We start from the raw sequence: 16,359 nt of genomic DNA on the forward strand, positions 1-16,359 counted from the left end.
GGAGTACAAGCGGCCCTCCAAAAAGGGCCGCCATCATGATGGCGGAGAAGAGAAACCTGCCGAACAGGCGGAGAACGGTTTTACGGGTCATTGCTTTGCCGATTTCGGCGATTGGAGTTCGTTTTCGCTGGTCGAATGCGTCCGCACCCTCCCCTCAATCCAGTGCGTCAGACTGTCGATGCAGGAGAGGATGACAGGCACCACGATCAAGGTCAGCAGGGTGGAACTGACAAGGCCGCCGATGACGGCATGCGCCATCGGAGCCCGTTGCGCGCCACCGCCGCCGGCCGCCATCGCGAGCGGGATCATGCCGGCGATCATCGCGAGCGATGTCATGATGATCGGCCGGAACCGTACCGCGCCTGCATTGACAAGCGCCTCGCTGAGGGTCGAACCCTGCCGGCGCTCCCGGTTGGCGAAATCGACCAACAGGATGCCGTTCTTGGTAACAAGCCCCATCAGCATGATGAAGCCGATCATCGAGAACATGTTGATGGTGCTTCCCGCGACCATGAGGCCAATAAGCACGCCGACCAGCGACAGCGGAAGTGCAGCCATGATCGCGATCGGCTGGGTGAAGCTTCCAAACTGCGACGCCAACACGACATAGATGAAGATCACCGCCATCGTCAGCGCCTTGAACATGCCGCCTGTCGCTTTCTCTATGTCCTCGGAATCGCCGCCGAATTTTATGCGGTAGCCCGTCGGAAGATCCTGCTTGGCTACCATGGCTTCCAGTTCGGCTGTGACATCCCCCGCGGCTCGGCCAGATATATCCGCCGAGATCAGGATCTCTCTGGACATGTCGAGACGACGGATTTCGGAGGCCGCGGGGACGACTGCAATGTCCGCGACCTGATCCAGCCGGACCATGCGCGGGCTATCGCTTGCGTCGTCGCCTGCGACTTTGATCATCAACTCCCCGAGAGCGGCGGCATTGGAGCGCTGGTCGCGGGGAAGCCGCACGACAACGTCGTAGGTCTGTCCGCGCGTATCGGTCCAGGTGGAAACGTCTTCGCCGCCGATCAGCGGCGAGAGCATTCCGGCCAACTCGGAGATACCGATGCCCAAATCACTCGCCTGCTCACGCTTGAGCCGAACGGAAAGGATGGAATTTTCCTCGCCAGCGCTTGAGTTGATGTCCACCATGCCAGGTATCCCGCGCATGCCTTTGGTCAAATCCGCCGCGATCCTTTCCAGCACCCGCTGATCGTCACCCAGAACGCTTAGTTGAATCGGACTGGCGCCTCCGCCCAGGCCCTCCTGGATGATGGCGATCTTTGTTCCCGGTATGACGGAAAGGCGTTCCCGGATGGGACCCGCGATTGTGGCAGGCGTCCGTTTGCGTTGCTCCAACGGCACGAGGCTGACGAGAATGGCGGCTTTATGTTTGCCCATGGTGCTGCCGGTGTTGATCGTCGAGTAGATCGAAGCAACTTCCGGAAACTCATGCAGCGCCTTCTCGATCTGCCCAACTTTGGTGCGCGTGTAGTCCAACGAAGAACCTGCCGGCGTCGTCACGTTGATCTGGAATCGACCTTCGTCCGCATTGGGAGCGAATTCGACACCCACCAGGGGAACCATCAAAATGCTGCCGACGAGGATGCCGCCTGTCAGTGCGAGCGTGATCAAACGATGTCGCAGGGTCCAGCGGATAATCTGCCGATAGCGCTCGGCGAGCCTTTCGAATCCGGCATCGAAGCGCGCAATCAGCCGTCCGACCGGTCCGCGCCTTGCGCCGGGCTCGGCGTCGGGATCATGCCAGACGCTGGAAAGCATAGGGTCGAGGGTGAAGGCGACGAACAGCGAGATCAGCACGGCAGCGGAAACTGTAACCCCGAACTCGTAGAAGAAGCGCCCAACCATGCCTTCCATGAACGCGACAGGCAGGAATACCGCGACGATCGTGGCGGTCGTCGCCGTCACCGCGAGGCCGATTTCGCTCGTGCCATCGAGAGCCGCCTTGAAATGCGATTTGCTCATGTGAAGATGGCGCATGATGTTCTCGCGCACCACGATCGCATCATCGACAAGAATGCCGATCGAGAGCGTCAATGCCACCAGGCTGAGCATGTTGAGCGTGAAGCCGAGAAAGTCGATGACAGCAAGCGTGCCGATCATGGCGATTGGAAGCGTCAGCCCCGTGATCACCGTGCTTCGCCATGAGTTGAGGAACAGGAAAACGATGACGACCGCCAATGCCGCTCCCTCGATCAATGTCGATTGCACCTGGCCAAGCGACTCCTGAATGGGGGTCGAGGCATCCGTGATGATTTGAAGCCGCATGTTTTGGGCACTGAGTTCGGCATTCAGTTGATCGAGCCGCTTGCGAACATCGCTCACCACCTGCACGGTATTCGCATCCCGGACCTTGACGATGGCGACGGCGAGCGCTGGTTCGCCGTTATAGATCGCACGGCTTTCCGGATCCGCTGCGCCATCCTTTACGGTGGCAACATCGCGGAGATAGACAGCTCCGCCGCCGCGGCGAGCGACGATCACATCCAGAAGATCCTTGGGTTCCGCAATCCGCCCTTGCACCTGAATAGTGCGGTCCGTCAGACCACTGATCACGCTTCCGGCAGGCTTGTTCTGATTGGCAGCCCGGAGGGCCTTGATGACTTCGTCAACGCCGATACCCAATGCGCGCAGCCGCGTCTCATCGATGCTGATGTCGACCTGCCGTTTCTGCCCGCCGATCAGCGTCGCCTGCCCGACCCCGGCTATCGTCGTCAGTTGGCGCAACACGCGCCGGTCGGCGATCGTTGTGAGTTCCGGCATTCCGAGAGAGGGCGAACTGATCGCCACCGAAAGTATCGGTTCGTCCGATGGATTGAACCGCGCCACGACAGGCTTGTCGGCTTCCTGCGGAAGGTCTGCTTCGAGTGCTGCTATCTTGTCGCGGACGTCCTGCGCTGCCGTCGTGCTCTCCACCTCCAGCTTGAACTGGGCGATTATGACCGACCGTCCTTCGTAGGAGGTCGACGTGATTTCATCGAGGCCGCTGATCGTATTGAGCGCCTCCTCGACGGGCCTGGTCACCTCCGTCTCGATGGTTTCGGGCGTCGCACCTGGATAGGTCGTCGTGACCACGACAACCGGGACGTCGACATTCGGAAACTGGTCGACGCCGAGGCGCTGGTAGGAAAACGCGCCAAGCACAAGCAGCACCACCATCATCATGGTGGCGAAGACGGGATGACCGATCGAAATGCGGGTGAGAAACATGTCAGCCCGCCTTCGGGATCGTGACGGTGACGTCCGGTCGCAACTCAGGCAGCGGTACGGTCACGATCGTGTCGCCGTAAGCCAGGCCCTCGGAAATCTCCAGGCCGTCACTCCCGCCTGATCCCGATCCGACAGTCACGGGCTGGCGGACGAGACGGCCTTTTTTCAGCTTGAGGACATAGTCTCCCGTCTCGTCCTTGCGCAGCGAGATAGCCGGTATCACGATCGCGTCTTCATTTTGCCGGACCAGGATCGTGCCCGTCGCGAACGATCCGCCTCGCAGGCGGGCGCCACCGTTGGAGAGCCGGATATAGACCGGAATGAAGCGCGTGCCGTGGTCGGCGACGGGACCGATACGATCCACGCTTCCGACAACGGTTTGCCCGTCAAGCCCGTCGATGTGCAATTCTGCTCGTTGGGCGATCGCAACGCGGTGCACGTCGCGCGTCGAGACCAGGACTTTTGCTTCCAGAATGCTCGTATCGACGATCGTGAAAAGTTCGGCGCCGACGCCGACGCGGGAGCCCTGATTGATCGCCCGGCTTGAGACGACCCCGTCGAACGGCGCCAGAACTTCGGCCTCCCGCAAAGCGGTGCGTGCGATATCGGCCTGGGCTGAAAGGCTTTTCTGTCTGGCAGTCGAGGCGGCAACTTCGCTTCGTGCCTTGTCGAGCTGCTCCTGGCTCGCGATGTTCTTGTCCGCGAGCTGTTCGATCCTGTTGAGCGACTGCATGGCAAGCAGCATCTCCGCCGCCGCGACATCGCGATCCCCTTCACGCTGCTTGAGGAATGACTGGAGATCGTCCGTCTCGAAACGAGCCAGCACGTCCCCTGCCCTGACCGCCTGTCCCGCAACGGCGCGAACCTCGATGATCCTGCCTCCATCTTTGGCGTGCAGGACGGCGCGATTGATCGGCTCGAGGTCCCCGCTGACGCGCAGCCGTTCCACGATCGACGTGGGCCGGATGTCAGCAATTTCCGAAGGAGCCAGTTCCAGCGGTTTATCGCGTTGGTTCGCCGCGACCGCCGCGACAACCTCTTTCACCCGTTCATTCGCATCGACCGTTCCGCGTGCGGGATCGATAAACACGACGGCGAGGTAGACGCCTCCCAGAAGCATCCCCGCCTTGGTCAATCTCATTGTCCATTTCAAAGCCATAGCGACATTCCCTGGATTTAAAGCACGGCCACCTGCGGGCGGCGCCTCGCGTTTTCGCGACTGGATGGTTCCGGTTGCTAGGCTTTGAGAATTGCAGCAACATTACCTGATGGTTCCTTTGTCCCCGTCATGCTGCCGCAATCTTCGCGGCAGAGAACAACGGGACAGGAGAGCCAAGGGACGATGAGACTTCTATTGATAGAGGACGAGAGAGAGCTGGCTGACGCTCTTTCAGCGGCGCTGAGCAAACACGGCATTGTCACCGATCACACCACGCATCTTGCGGACGCTTTCGAATTGACGCGCCAGAATACCTACGATGCAATCCTTCTCGATCGACGGCTGCCTGATGGCGAAGGGCTGACCTTCATTCCGATGTTGAGGCGGACAGGCACCGACGCGCCGGTCATCGTGCTGACGGCGCGCAATGAGCCGTTGGAGCGTGTCGAAGGGCTGGATGTCGGCGCGGACGATTATCTGGGCAAGCCGTTTCTTGTGGACGAGCTGATGGCGCGATTGCGGGCGGTTTTGCGCCGACCGCCAAGTCTGGCGGAACTTCAAATCACGGTGGGCCGGATGGTGATCGATCCCCTGCATTTGAGCGTAACCGTGGCGTCGACCCCGCTCGACCTGCCCCGGCGCGAACTTCTCGTCCTAGTGGCGCTGGCCAAGCGGAAAGACAAAACCGTCCTTCGATCGACCCTGGAGGCCGCAGTCTACAATTACGAAGAAGAAATCCAGTCGAACGCGCTCGATGCGCATATTTCAAGATTGCGCAAACGACTGCTGGATGCCGGTGCCGGTGTCGCGATCCACAATATCCGCGGCGTCGGGTATCTCCTGAGGGAGGAATGATGCGCGGCAGGTCTACCCCTTCCCTTTGGTGGAAGCTGAGTTGGCAACTCAGCCTGGTTATCATCGCGGTGGTTGCCGCGGTGATCATCGGGCTTTGCGTATGGGCAGCGACGATCATGTCGCCCAACATCGCCATGGAAGAGACGGTTGGTTCAGCGATAGCTGCGGCCACGTCACGCGGCAGCCAAGGACGTTTGGAGTTGCGAGAAACGCTGGAGCTAAAGGCACTCAAGGAGCAGAACAGTGCCCTTTGGTATGTGGTGGCTACGATAGATGGTGCATCCGTGTCCTATGGCACCATCCCCCCACCCTATCGGGATCTCGCGCATCTGGTCCATCTGTTCGACGATGCAGACATACGGGGGTCGGCTACGACAAAAGAGGTCGCGACGATCGATAGTGCCGAAACAGCTTTCGGCGAGGTACGGATTCTTTTTGGTGGAGTGGCTGGCAAAGGTTGGCCAGCATTCGCTCTTTTGACCAGGGCCTACCCGATCTATGTCTCTCTGCTTGCCGTCGCTCTGCCAGCGATATTCCTTACCGTTCCGCGCATCGTCGGCCACGCGCTCGCACGGGTGAGCGATGTCGCTGACAAAGCATCGCAGATCCAACCGCGCCAGCACGGAGCACGCCTGCCGGTGGAAGGTATTCCCAAAGAAGTTGCTCCGCTGGTGATTGCATTCAACGGTACGCTGGAGCGGCTCGAGAGTGAATTGAAGAAACGCCAGCGCTTCCTGATCGACGCGGCGCATGAGCTCAGAACACCGATCGCCATCATGCAGACCCGGATCGATGGGACGCCCGAGGGTCAGGAACGCAGGCGATTGTTGAACGACGTTGCGCGTTTGGCCGAGACCGCCGAACAGCTCCTGGACTTTGAGCGCAACGACCAGGCGACCGATCTCCATGAAGCGGTCGATCTCGTCGAGATCGCACGCACGGTGGTTGCCGACCTGGCACCTCAGGCGATCGCTGCCGGCTACCAGATCTCTTTTCAAAGCGAGGTGGAAAGCGTTGAGCGGCGCGGCAGCCCTTCCGCTCTGCCAAGGGCGGTCAGCAATCTGGTCCGCAATGCGATCGACCACGGTGGCGATAGGGGAATGATCACTGTTTCGGTCTCGGCCGGCGGGCGGATCACCGTGGCCGACGAAGGGTCAGGCATACCGGCCGAACATCAGGAGCTGGTTTTCGAGCCCTTCTACCGCGTTACCCCCAAAAGCAGAGGCGCAGGGCTTGGTTTAAGCCTGGTGAAACAGATCGTCGCAAACCATCGCGGACAAGTCAGTCTCCAAAGCGGCTCGACCGGAACGCAGGTTGCAATCGAACTCTGACAGACGGCACCGTGCTCGCCCGTGACCGCTCCTCTGTAATGCCGCCGCAATCCTTTGCCCTCACTGTCATCCCAGAACATCCCTGACGGAGGCCAGAAAGCGTGCGCAGCAATCCATCCATTCAATTGTTTCCCCGACGTCTCGGCCCTTCACCAATTCCTGCTTTCAGATCTCTGGGTCTCGCTTTGTCTCTGACCCTTGCGGCAAGTGGATGCACTTCGGTGCCTCTGAAGGAAGGAGGCACCTTGACCTCCTACGGCAATCTCGGCGCACCGAAAGGAACGCTGGCCAAGAAACGTCTCTACATTGACGGTGGACATATGGCCGCGGTGCAGACCGTCAGCATCATGCCGACGACTTTCTCTTTCAGCGCCGCATCCCGCATCAAATCGGAAGCCGACCGCTCGCTGGTGTCTAACGTTCTGGACCGGGCGCTCTGCGTCGCCCTCAGCGACAAGTACCAGATGGTCTCGGCCGGCCAACCGGCGGATCTGACAATACGGTCCGTCGTCACCGATATTGTCCCGACGAACAAGACGATGGCCGGGGTTGCAACCGCCGTAACCGTCGGCACCGGCTTTGTCCTGCCCGTCAGCGTGCCACGCCTGCCCTTCGGCCTCGGAGGATTGGCCGTCGAAGCGGAGGCTGTCGATGGCGGCGGCATTCAGAGCGCGGCGATGGTGTGGGCCCGCGGCGCAAATTCGATCCAGGACAAGCCCCGCGTTTCTGAAGTCGGGGACGCATACGGCCTCGCCTCGAAGTTCGCGTCCGACTTTTCGCGAATGCTCATTTCCGGCAAGGAGCCGAAAGGATTGAACGTCTCCCTTCCTTCAGGGCAAAGGATGCGGTCCTGGCTCGGCGGAAAACCGAAATACCCGGCGTGTGACACCTTCGGGCGCGCGCCTGGATTGGTGGGAGTCGTGGCGGCCAAGTATGGCGCGCCGCCGGAATGGACCGACAAGAAGCCAAAACCGATCATTACACACTGACATATCATCCAAGTGAGCCGGCATACGCGTCAGCGAAGCTGTTGCACTTTTTACGGAGGAACGGCGGTCGAGCCCTCCAGCGACCGGCGGCTCCGTAAGGCGGCATGGACGGACGGAGCAATGGCCACCACCCCCAAAGCCTTGCTCCGTTCGTCCGCTGTTCGCCGGCATTCGCAGCAGGATTAGTGGCTATCGCTTGGCCCTGGCGCACCGACATCGCCGGCTGATTTTCATCTCGACTTGTAATGCTGCGGCAATTCTTCAACCGCAACTTCTCCCCGAAACCATACCCCCGGTTTCTTTAGCTTTTATAATCAGGAGTTAATTTGGTGAGCCAGCACGATCAACATCATCCGGAAGACCGGCACCGCAATACGGTCTTTAGCGGAGTTGGGGCTTCCGACATCATTCAGCGAAGGTGGACGATAAAAATCTCGATCGCGGCATTGGCCGCAGCCTCGGCGCTCTTCCCGGTCACGGCATTCGCGGCCGACCTTGAAGCAACGGACGCGGCGATTGCCCCTCCCCAGCAGTTCGATACCGGACGCTACGGCGGAATTCGCGGCAAACTGCATGACTGGAAGGTGACGATCGGCGTCGGAGCAATCTATATGCCCGAGTACGAGGGATCCGACGAATTTGAGGTGCAGCCGTTTCCGCTTATCTCCGCCCAATTCGGGGAGCGGATGCACCTCGATACCAGTGGCCTCACTGTCGATCTTTTCGAAACAAACGGTTTCAGGGTAGGTGTTACCGGTGGCGTCGAGATGGGGCGCAAGGAGGACGACTCGGACCATCTGCGTGGTCTGGGCGACATCGACATGGGCGGCGTCATCGGAGGGATCGTCAGCTATGACGTCGGTCCATTCGGCGTCTACGCCAAGTTGGACAAGACCATAGGCGGCAGCGAGGGACTGACCGGCACTTTCGGCGCGAAAGTTTCCCATCGCTACGAACGGTTCATCTTCTCCGCCGATGTGTCCGGCACATGGGCCGACGACAAGCACATGGAGTCGTATTTCGGGGTGACGTCGATCCAGTCAGCTCGGTCCGGCCTGGCGGAATACGAAGCGAAGGCGGGGATCAAGCGCGTCGATCTCAAGGGCTCGGTCACCTACATGATGACCGAGAACTGGAGCGTCACAGGCGCCGGCGGCGCGGGCTTCCTGCTCGGGGATGCCAAGGACAGCCCGATCGTCAAGGACGACATTCAACCCTTTGCAATGCTGGCAGTCGGATACAAGTTCTAAAAGCGAGTAGAATCCTGCGGCAGCTGTGACGGCTGCCGCTGTTCTGCAGCAATTGCGTGAGCGAGGGGAACCGGCCCGCTCGATATCATTCGGACTGCAGCTCAGGTCATGGTGGCTTGCAGGGCAACCGTAGGCGCCGCTGGCTGAGTCTTGCCATTCGCACGCAGGTATGGTTTCGCGAAATGCCGCTCGAGCTTCGCGCCCAAGGCAGATATCGACCAGCAGAGAGCGAAATACACGATCAGAATGGAACCATAGACCAGATAGGCCGGGCTTCCTCCGCGCGCGATCGTCGTCTGCTCGATCAGGATCTGCGCCGAGCGCAGCAGTTCGTTGACACCGAGGACCGCACCAAGCGAACTCGCCTGGGTGAGGCTGGTGACGAGGCTGACGTAAGGGGGCAGAATGACGGGCATCGCCTGCGGGAGGATGACCAAAAACAGTCCTTTCCAGCCGCCCAGGCCGGATGACAGCGCAGCTTCCCGCTGGCCGCTCGGCACGGACAGCAGGCCGGCGCGAATAATATGCGCGCCGTTCGCCCCGCCCCAGACCGACACGCTGAGGGCGCTCGACCAGAACGGATTGAACGATAGCCCCGCATGCGGCAGCACGAAATAGACCATCAGCACCGTGACCATCAGCGGAATGTCGCGAAGGCATTCGACGAGACCGTAGACAGGTCGTCTCAACCACGCCGATTGGGCGGAAAGACCGGCTGCGAAGATCACCGCGAAAAGCGTGCCGCCTGCGATCATGACCGACGAGAGAAACAGGGTATTCAAGAGACCGCCCAAAAGGAAGGACTGGAATTCCAGAAGCAGCATCGTCTACCTCCCGCCGAATGGTCGGCTGAGACGCCGTTCGACCACGTAGCCGAGGCCAGAGATGGTGAAGACGCAGAGCAGATAAATCACGCAAATCGAAGCGAACATCTCGATCGCCCGGAAATCGTAGGCGATCCGGTCGACAGCGACAAAAGTCAGTTCCACCAGGCCGATCGCCTGCAGGTATGCGGAATTCTTCACCGTTGCCACGATCGTATTCATAGCCGACGGCAGAGCGGCGCGGGTCGCCAGAGGCAGGATGACGAATACCGAATGTTGCCATCGCTTGAGACCGAGCGACGCCGACGCATCATGCATTCCTCTGCCGACAGCCGCGAGACCGGCCCGGAAATTTTCGATCTGAAAGGCACTTGCCCAGGCCGTCAGCGCAATGACCCCGGACCAGAAGATGCTGAACCGCATCCCCAGGCTCGGAAGGCCATAGAAGATAAAGAAGATCTGCACGAGGTAAGGCGTGCCTCGGATGAATTCGACATAGGCAGTGACAGCATATTGCAGCTGCTTAATCCCGCTTGTCCGCAAAACCGCGCCTAACAGGCCGATAAGGCAAGACAGGAATATTGCGAGAAAGCTGACGATCAGCGTCATTTTCAGACCGGTCATCAGATCCGGCAGGGCCTCGAGAATATAAGCAAAATCCATGGCCGTCATCCTGCTCGAAAATACCGGTGAACATGGGTCCTGACGGTCGAACCGTCAGGACCCATGTTCGTTCACTTTGCGGCCGGCGGATCCGTTTCGAAGGATTTTACCATTTCCGCCGCGACAATCGGATCCTTGACGAAGGTCGGCACCGTCTTCGAGTAAAATTTCTCGTTCTTCAGTTTCTTGAGGACGCCATTGACGAAAGCCTTGAGCTCGTCTTCACCCTTGCGGACGCCGACGCCATTGAAGCCGAGATCGACGGGCTCTTCCAGCGTGCGGAATTCAGGATAGTTGGCCGCAAGCGTCGCGATGGTGATCGCATCGCCCACATATCCGTCGGCACGGCCCTGCTGCAGGGCCTGCAGATTGTCGGCATTGGTGTTGAGTTGGACGAATTCCAGGCTCGGAATGCGCTCCTTCAGCCACTTCAGCTGCGACCCGCCCTTGATGATGAGCATCGACTTGCCGTCGAGGTCGGCCAGCTTCTGAACCTTGCTGTCCTTCGGTACGATCACCCGGCTGCTGCCCCAATAGTAGATATCGGAGTAATCGATCACCTGTTCGCGAGACGGAGTCTTGCCGAGCGTGGCAATGATCAGGTCGATCTTCCCACCAGTCAGGGAAGGAATGCGGGCGTCCGTCGCTACGCAGCTCAGTTCCGCCTTTTCGGCGACCCCGAAGGCGGCAATGCCGATTTGCTTTGCCATTTCGATCTCTATACCGGCCGGCTTGCCGTCCGTGCCGGATGCTCCGAACGGAGGAGAATCGCATTTGACGCCGATCCGGACCACGCCGGCGTCCTTGATCGCCTTCGGCAGGGCCTGAGCCGAGGCGGACAGCGCCGGAACCACGAAGGCAAGAGTGCCGAGCGCTATGGCCGAACGGCGAAGCATGCTGATGGATATGTACATGGCTGTTGTTCCCTTTGTATCATTGTTTTGTCCACCGCACGTTTTCCCGTCCGTATGCTTTTTGCCGCAAACCGCGCCGGCTGCAGAAATAACCTGCTAGTGCAGTATCTGGTTGAGAAACGCCTTTGTCCGGCTTTCCCGTGGATTGCTGAAGAACTCCTCTGGAGGCGCGGTTTCGACGATCCGTCCCGCATCCATGAACACGACCCTGTCCGCCACCTGCCGCGCGAAACCCATTTCATGCGTGACGCACACCATGGTCATACCGTCGCTCGCCAGCTGCGCCATCGTGTCCAGCACCTCGCGCACGAGTTCCGGATCGAGTGCCGAGGTCGGTTCATCGAACAGCATGATCTTCGGGTTCATGCAGAGCGATCGGGCGATCGCCGCGCGCTGCTGTTGTCCGCCCGACAGCTGGCTTGGATAAAAATCGGCTTTGTCGGGAATTCGCACCCGTTCCAGATAGGCGCGCGCCACAGCCTCAGCATCCTTTCTCCCAACGCCCTTTACCCAGCGGGGAGCCAGCGTGCAGTTCTCGAGCACGGTAAGATGCGGATAGAGATTGAAGTTCTGAAACACCATGCCGACATCCTGCCGGACGCGGTCGATGATCTTCCTATTGTCGGTCAGCTCCGTACCGTTGACAATGATACGGCCCTTCTGGTGACTTTCCAGATAGTTGATGCAGCGGATCATGGTGGACTTGCCAGAACCCGAGGGACCGCAAACCACCACTTTTTCGCCACGCCTGACGGTGAGGTTGACGTCATGCAACACCTGGAGGATGGAAAACCATTTGTCGACGCCGGACAATTCGACGGCAATTTCCGGATCGGTCATCTCCAAACCCTTCTCCTTCGCCGTCATCTGCGATCTCCTCCCTAACGCGCGGCTTACGAGGCCAAAGCCTGACTTTTCTGCGCGAAACGGGCCGGCCGGAAACTTGCAAGCAGAGGGCTCATCTCACCGGTCACGATTTCACGGGCGATGAGCTCGCCGGTAATCAGCCCCAGCGTCGCGCCGCTATGGCTGAATGCGACGAAATAGCCCGGGATGCCCTCGATCGGGCCGATCACCGATTCCCCGTCCCCAGGCACCGGCTTTGGTCCGCAATGATAGCTTTCCAATTCCAGTGCGGGATTGCCTTCGAGCACGTTCGAGGCTTCCGAAAGAAGGCGGCGAAGCGTCTCATCCTTCACCTCGTAAGTCCCATCGGACCCACGATTGAGCTCCTCCTCCGACCATGCGGAATCGCAGACGATGGCGCCGTCGGGCGTGGGGCGCAGCGCCACGTTCGGTGTATTTAGAACCGCGCGAACTGCGGGCCTGAAAGGCTTCGATTTGACCAGAAGCGCGATCGGCGTGTCATCGGCAATGATATGGCCTGCCTGTTTTGCCATGTCAGGCACGGCTGCGCCGGTGGCGACGAGAACCGCATCCGCCTCGATATGCATGCCGTTTGCGGTCGAGACTCCGGCTGCACGACCGGCTTTGGTATCGACGACAGCTTTGCCGGCATGGGTTACCACCTGGCCGCCGAGGGCCTTGAATTCCTGCAGCAGGATGTCGATCAGGGAAGGCAGATCGACCCAGCCCTCACCCGGATTGAAAATCGCGCCCTGACGCGAAATCGCGGCCGCGTTGATGCCGGGCGTGACCTTCGCCACGTCTGCTGCGTCAAGAAGCTGGCAGTCATAACCGATCGCCTGCTCGTGAGCGTAGGCTTCCGCAATCCGGTTCGACGCGTCGTCCGCATCCCATGTCAGGCCACCGTCGAAGCGAAGCCAGGCGGCTCCTTCATTGCGGCTTGCCAGCGTCCGGTAGCGATCGATGCCGATAACCCGAAGACGGTGATATTCGGCGGAGCGGAAACGTGCCGAATTGAGCCATGCAAGGGACCGACCGGACGCGCCGCTGGCGAGCGCCCCTTCCGTGACAAGAGTGACGTGCACGCCCAGTCGGGCTAGATGAACCGCCGAGGAAACACCAAAAATACCGCCACCGATCACGGCGACCCGCTTGGCTGAGGATGGGGCTGTCAAATGCATATTCCTTCGTCTTTGATTGCCGCAGGGCCTCGTCTATCCAAGGCGTAAAAGCGCCGGTATTCCAAATGAGACCGGTATCAAGCGTATTTGAGACCGGTCTCACATGTCAATGGTGTGATTTTCTTGACGCCGTTTTTTTCTCAGCCTATGTCACGGACCCATGATGAAGAGAACGGCGTCAAAGCGGCTGGTTACCATCTCGGACGTTGCCCAGAGCGCGGGCGTGTCCAAGGCGACGGCCGCGCGTGTCCTGGGCAGCTACGGCACGGCAAGCCCTGTCGTGAAGGAGAAGGTTCGCGAAGCCGCAAAGAGGCTCGGTTATCAGGCCAACGAGCTTGCGCGCAGTATGACGACTGGAAAGTCGAAGACGATAGGCGTCGTCGTCGGCGATATCGAAAATCCTTATTTCGGTCAGGCCGTGCGCGGGATCAGCGATGCGGCCCACGCTGCCGGATTCGATGTCATCCTGTCCAATTCCGGCGAGGATGCCGCCAAGGAAAAGGCTGCCGTACGCGTGCTGATGGGCAAGCGGGTGGACGGATTGATCGTTACGCCAGCTTCGGTATTCGAGACCCAGCATCTGCACGAGGTCCAACGATCGGGCCGACCTCTCGTCCTTCTGGACCGGACCATCCCGGACCTTGTGGTCGATGCCGTCGTCACGGACGACCGGCAGGCGGCCGAGGCCGCTACAAGAGCCTTGATCGAGGCTGGCCATCGCCGTATCGCCTACATCTCTGCCACGGAATCGGAGGACCCGATCTACCGGGGACCGCACCAGATCAACCTCAGCACGGTGATGGAGAGAATAGAGGGCGTCGTCGCGGCAAGCCGCTCAGCCGGCATCCAGCATCCGGAACGTTATATCCGGCTCGGTGCCCACCGTCGCGGTCTGGGTGACAAGATCATTGCCGAATTGCTTCAGGGCGCCGACAGGCCGACTGCCATACTGGCGTCTGATACCGTGGTGGCGCTTGAAGTGTTCAAAACCCTCCGCAGATTGGGAATGTCCATCCCCGGCGATCTGTCGCTCGTCGCTTTCCACGATGCCGACTGGACAAGCGTGACCAGCCCGCCGATTACGGTCATCGCTCAGCCGGTCTACGAGCTGGGATTTGAAAGCGCGCAGATCCTTGTCCGGCGTATTACCGGTATGGGCGATACGCCACGCTGCCGGGTACTCGCAACCACGCTCATCAAACGACAATCGATAGGGGCACCGCCGGAGCTTGAGGATAGCGGCGTGGTTCTCCAGGACGATGCCGCGAAAATCGGTTGATGCACCTCGCCGTCATTGCCGTTGATTCCAGCGCTGCAAACTGACGGCTGATGCCGCCCCAAAACCGGCAGATCTGACGCGAATTGCCCTCGACCTGAACGATCGAGGGCAAGCAGGTCGATATTGCGGGGAGACCTATTCCAGCTCGGTGTCTTCCACCGTGATGCCGGACTGGAAATGCCACTATTGGTACAAAGCTGCCGACCGGCTGATCCGCGACAAGTGAATGGTTCTGCGGTCGTAGCGGGTGGCGAAGCGGCGGAAGTGCTTCATTCGGTTGAAGCGCCGCTCGATGCGGTTGCGCTGTTTGTAGAGGAGTTCATCGTGCGGAATAATAATCTTGCGCGAGCGGTTTGACGGGATCACCGCCTCGGCTCCCATGCCGGCAACCGTTTCCCGCAAGGCGTTGCTGTCATAGGCTTTATCGGCCAGCACGGCATTGCCGATCTGCCCCTCCAGAAGCGCCGGCGCTTGCGTGATGTCGCCGACCTGACCGGCAGTCACGATGAAACGCAACGGTCGGCCCAGCGCATCGGCCAGCATGTGGATCTTGGTGGTCAGTCCGCCTCGGGAGCGCCCCAACGCCTGATCCTTGGCCCCCCTTTTCCGGAAGCTGCCTGCTGATGGGCACGGACGATCGTGCTGTCGATCATCAGGTATTGGTTGTCACGATCGGCCGTCAGCGTCTCGAACACCTGCTCCCAGATGCCAGCATGGCACCAGCGGCTGAAGCGCTTATGCACCGTCTTCCACTTGCCATACCGCTCCGGCAGATCGCGCCAATGTGCGCCGGAGCGCAAAACCCAGAGGCAACCATTGATAAACAAACGATTATCCGAGCCTGTACGCCCCGGATCGCCCACCTTGCCCGGCAACAAGGACACAATCTTCGTCCACTGCCCATCACTCAGTTCATAACGCTTAGCCGCCATAACGACCCCCGTGGTTCAACACGGTGTCCCATGAATCAGCGGTCAGGTGATTTGGGAATCCTGAATGTCGATCCGACCTAGTTCGGAGATCTTCGCGCAATCCCGTCGAGGACGCACCCGAGGCCTTCGTAAAAAACTGCCTCAGGCGTGGGATGATCCATTTCACTGATGACCCTGGCGAGCATCGGGAAGCGTCCAGTCGCGATCATTCTTTGCATATACGGCCAGTTTTCGGCTTGCCATTCCGCTTTGGTCATCTCGCTTTCCAAAACTGCGACCGCTTCGGCAGTCTCGTCGCGGACCGCACCGAGGACATAGGCGCCGATAACCTTCGCCGCCTGGAAAATCGCATCAATCCCGTCGAGGCCAGGCGCATCTGCGACTGCTGCCAACATAGCCTCGGTGAACGCCAGGGCATTTGGACCTTGATGCGGCCTTCCGCCCAACAAGGCGATGAACCAGGGGTGGCGGAATGCGGCACCCCGCAAGGCACATGCAAGTGTAGCGATTTGCAGGCGCCATTCACCCGCGGGTGTCTCTTTTTCGGCGAGCATTTCCGCGTAGACCGCGTCGATCATTAGCGCAAGCAGATCCTCCTTGGTGGCGATGTAGCCATAAAGCCGCATGGGACCCGCACCCAGCGCGGTTGCCACGTTGCGCAGCGTCACTGCCGAAAGCCCTTCGGCATCGGCCAACACGATGGCGGTACGGACTATGGCGTCGCGGCTGAGCGGCACAGGGGCGGGACGCGGCCGGGGCTCCGGACGCTCCCAGGGCATGCTGGATGCATTCTTCGACATACCGGCAGGATAGCATCCAAATTCGACCAATGCGACGTATGTTTCGATACATTGCATCGAACGATACAATGTATCGATTCTTCGGCC

General features: G+C 60.0%; 14 protein-coding genes. 5 read left to right on the forward strand and 9 right to left on the reverse strand.

The annotated features are described in order from the left end of the window. Positions 1–87: 87 nt before the first annotated feature. Complete coding sequence (locus MOV61_RS09960; RefSeq protein ID WP_247136457.1) at positions 88–3,228, reverse strand: efflux RND transporter permease subunit; 3,141 nt, start codon at positions 3,226–3,228, stop codon at positions 88–90. Between the two features lies 1 nt (position 3,229). Further along, positions 3,230–4,369: an efflux RND transporter periplasmic adaptor subunit gene (locus tag MOV61_RS09965; RefSeq protein ID WP_247136458.1), complete on the reverse strand. Its 1,140-nt coding sequence runs from the start codon at positions 4,367–4,369 to the stop codon at positions 3,230–3,232. Positions 4,370–4,570: 201 nt separating this feature from the next. Here MOV61_RS09965 and MOV61_RS09970 point away from each other — a divergent pair, with 201 nt between their 5' ends. The 4 genes from MOV61_RS09970 (at position 4,571) to MOV61_RS09985 (ending at position 8,812) form a co-directional block, all read left to right on the forward strand. Next, a complete protein-coding gene (locus tag MOV61_RS09970) occupies positions 4,571–5,242 on the forward strand; it encodes a response regulator transcription factor (protein WP_247035129.1) in 672 nt (223 codons plus the stop codon). Next, entirely contained in the window at positions 5,242–6,573 is a 1,332-nt protein-coding gene (locus MOV61_RS09975; protein ID WP_408962365.1) for a sensor histidine kinase, read from the forward strand. The genes MOV61_RS09970 and MOV61_RS09975 overlap by 1 nt, the downstream gene beginning before the upstream one ends. A 101-nt stretch (positions 6,574–6,674) precedes the next feature. Further along, positions 6,675–7,562, forward strand: a complete 888-nt coding sequence (locus tag MOV61_RS09980; RefSeq protein WP_408962364.1) for a DUF3313 domain-containing protein — start codon at positions 6,675–6,677, stop codon at positions 7,560–7,562. Between the two features lie 446 nt (positions 7,563–8,008). Continuing rightward, positions 8,009–8,812 carry a MipA/OmpV family protein gene (locus MOV61_RS09985; protein ID WP_258718848.1) on the forward strand — a complete coding sequence of 268 codons (804 nt, stop codon included), beginning with the start codon at positions 8,009–8,011 and terminating at the stop codon, positions 8,810–8,812. Between the two features lie 101 nt (positions 8,813–8,913). On the opposite strand, the gene MOV61_RS09990 is transcribed toward MOV61_RS09985, so the two are convergent. The 5 genes from MOV61_RS09990 to MOV61_RS10010 form a co-directional block, all read right to left on the reverse strand. Then, positions 8,914–9,636, reverse strand: coding sequence for an amino acid ABC transporter permease (locus tag MOV61_RS09990; protein WP_247136460.1), 723 nt, complete (start codon positions 9,634–9,636; stop codon positions 8,914–8,916). A 3-nt stretch (positions 9,637–9,639) separates the two neighbouring features. Then, complete coding sequence (locus MOV61_RS09995) at positions 9,640–10,299, reverse strand: amino acid ABC transporter permease (protein WP_247136461.1); 660 nt, start codon at positions 10,297–10,299, stop codon at positions 9,640–9,642. 71 nt (positions 10,300–10,370) lie between these two features. After that, positions 10,371–11,213 (reverse strand): transporter substrate-binding domain-containing protein, encoded by an 843-nt coding sequence (locus MOV61_RS10000; protein ID WP_247035075.1) that lies wholly within the window; start codon positions 11,211–11,213, stop codon positions 10,371–10,373. Positions 11,214–11,309: 96 nt separating this feature from the next. Further along, positions 11,310–12,080 (reverse strand): amino acid ABC transporter ATP-binding protein, encoded by a 771-nt coding sequence (locus MOV61_RS10005; protein ID WP_040125152.1) that lies wholly within the window; start codon positions 12,078–12,080, stop codon positions 11,310–11,312. A gap of 26 nt (positions 12,081–12,106) precedes the next feature. Further along, on the reverse strand, positions 12,107–13,255 hold the full coding sequence (locus MOV61_RS10010; protein ID WP_247136462.1) for an FAD-binding oxidoreductase: 1,149 nt from the start codon (positions 13,253–13,255) through the stop codon (positions 12,107–12,109). Positions 13,256–13,421: 166 nt separating this feature from the next. Here MOV61_RS10010 and MOV61_RS10015 point away from each other — a divergent pair, with 166 nt between their 5' ends. Then, positions 13,422–14,540 (forward strand): LacI family DNA-binding transcriptional regulator, encoded by a 1,119-nt coding sequence (locus tag MOV61_RS10015; protein ID WP_247136463.1) that lies wholly within the window; start codon positions 13,422–13,424, stop codon positions 14,538–14,540. A 183-nt stretch (positions 14,541–14,723) separates the two neighbouring features. On the opposite strand, the gene MOV61_RS10020 is transcribed toward MOV61_RS10015, so the two are convergent. Then, positions 14,724–15,472 (reverse strand): IS5 family transposase gene (locus MOV61_RS10020; protein ID WP_247136464.1). Its coding sequence is split into 2 segments (ribosomal slippage): positions 14,724–15,130 and positions 15,130–15,472, totalling 750 coding nucleotides; the frame shifts between segments, so codons are not numbered across the junction. Between the two features lie 77 nt (positions 15,473–15,549). Beyond that, positions 15,550–16,272, reverse strand: a complete 723-nt coding sequence (locus tag MOV61_RS10025; protein WP_247136465.1) for a TetR/AcrR family transcriptional regulator C-terminal domain-containing protein — start codon at positions 16,270–16,272, stop codon at positions 15,550–15,552. Between the last annotated feature and the right edge of the window lie 87 nt (positions 16,273–16,359).

The sequence above is a fragment of the Neorhizobium sp. BETTINA12A genome, assembly GCF_023006485.1.
Taxonomy (GTDB): Bacteria; Pseudomonadota; Alphaproteobacteria; order Rhizobiales; family Rhizobiaceae; genus Neorhizobium.

What these genes read in the sequence shown, in the direction of transcription:
- MOV61_RS09960 (WP_247136457.1), bottom strand. Translation starts at nt 3,228, where the DNA reads ATGTTTCTCACCCGCATTTCGATCGGTCATCCCGTCTTCGCCACCATG.
- MOV61_RS09965 (WP_247136458.1), bottom strand. Translation starts at nt 4,369, where the DNA reads ATGAGATTGACCAAGGCGGGGATGCTTCTGGGAGGCGTCTACCTCGCC.
- MOV61_RS09970 (WP_247035129.1), top strand. Translation starts at nt 4,571, where the DNA reads ATGAGACTTCTATTGATAGAGGACGAGAGAGAGCTGGCTGACGCTCTT.
- MOV61_RS09975 (WP_408962365.1), top strand. Translation starts at nt 5,242, where the DNA reads ATGCGCGGCAGGTCTACCCCTTCCCTTTGGTGGAAGCTGAGTTGGCAA.
- MOV61_RS09990 (WP_247136460.1), bottom strand. Translation starts at nt 9,636, where the DNA reads ATGCTGCTTCTGGAATTCCAGTCCTTCCTTTTGGGCGGTCTCTTGAAT.
- MOV61_RS09995 (WP_247136461.1), bottom strand. Translation starts at nt 10,299, where the DNA reads ATGGATTTTGCTTATATTCTCGAGGCCCTGCCGGATCTGATGACCGGT.
- MOV61_RS10000 (WP_247035075.1), bottom strand. Translation starts at nt 11,213, where the DNA reads ATGTACATATCCATCAGCATGCTTCGCCGTTCGGCCATAGCGCTCGGC.
- MOV61_RS10005 (WP_040125152.1), bottom strand. Translation starts at nt 12,080, where the DNA reads ATGACGGCGAAGGAGAAGGGTTTGGAGATGACCGATCCGGAAATTGCC.
- MOV61_RS10015 (WP_247136463.1), top strand. Translation starts at nt 13,422, where the DNA reads ATGATGAAGAGAACGGCGTCAAAGCGGCTGGTTACCATCTCGGACGTT.
- MOV61_RS10025 (WP_247136465.1), bottom strand. Translation starts at nt 16,272, where the DNA reads ATGTCGAAGAATGCATCCAGCATGCCCTGGGAGCGTCCGGAGCCCCGG.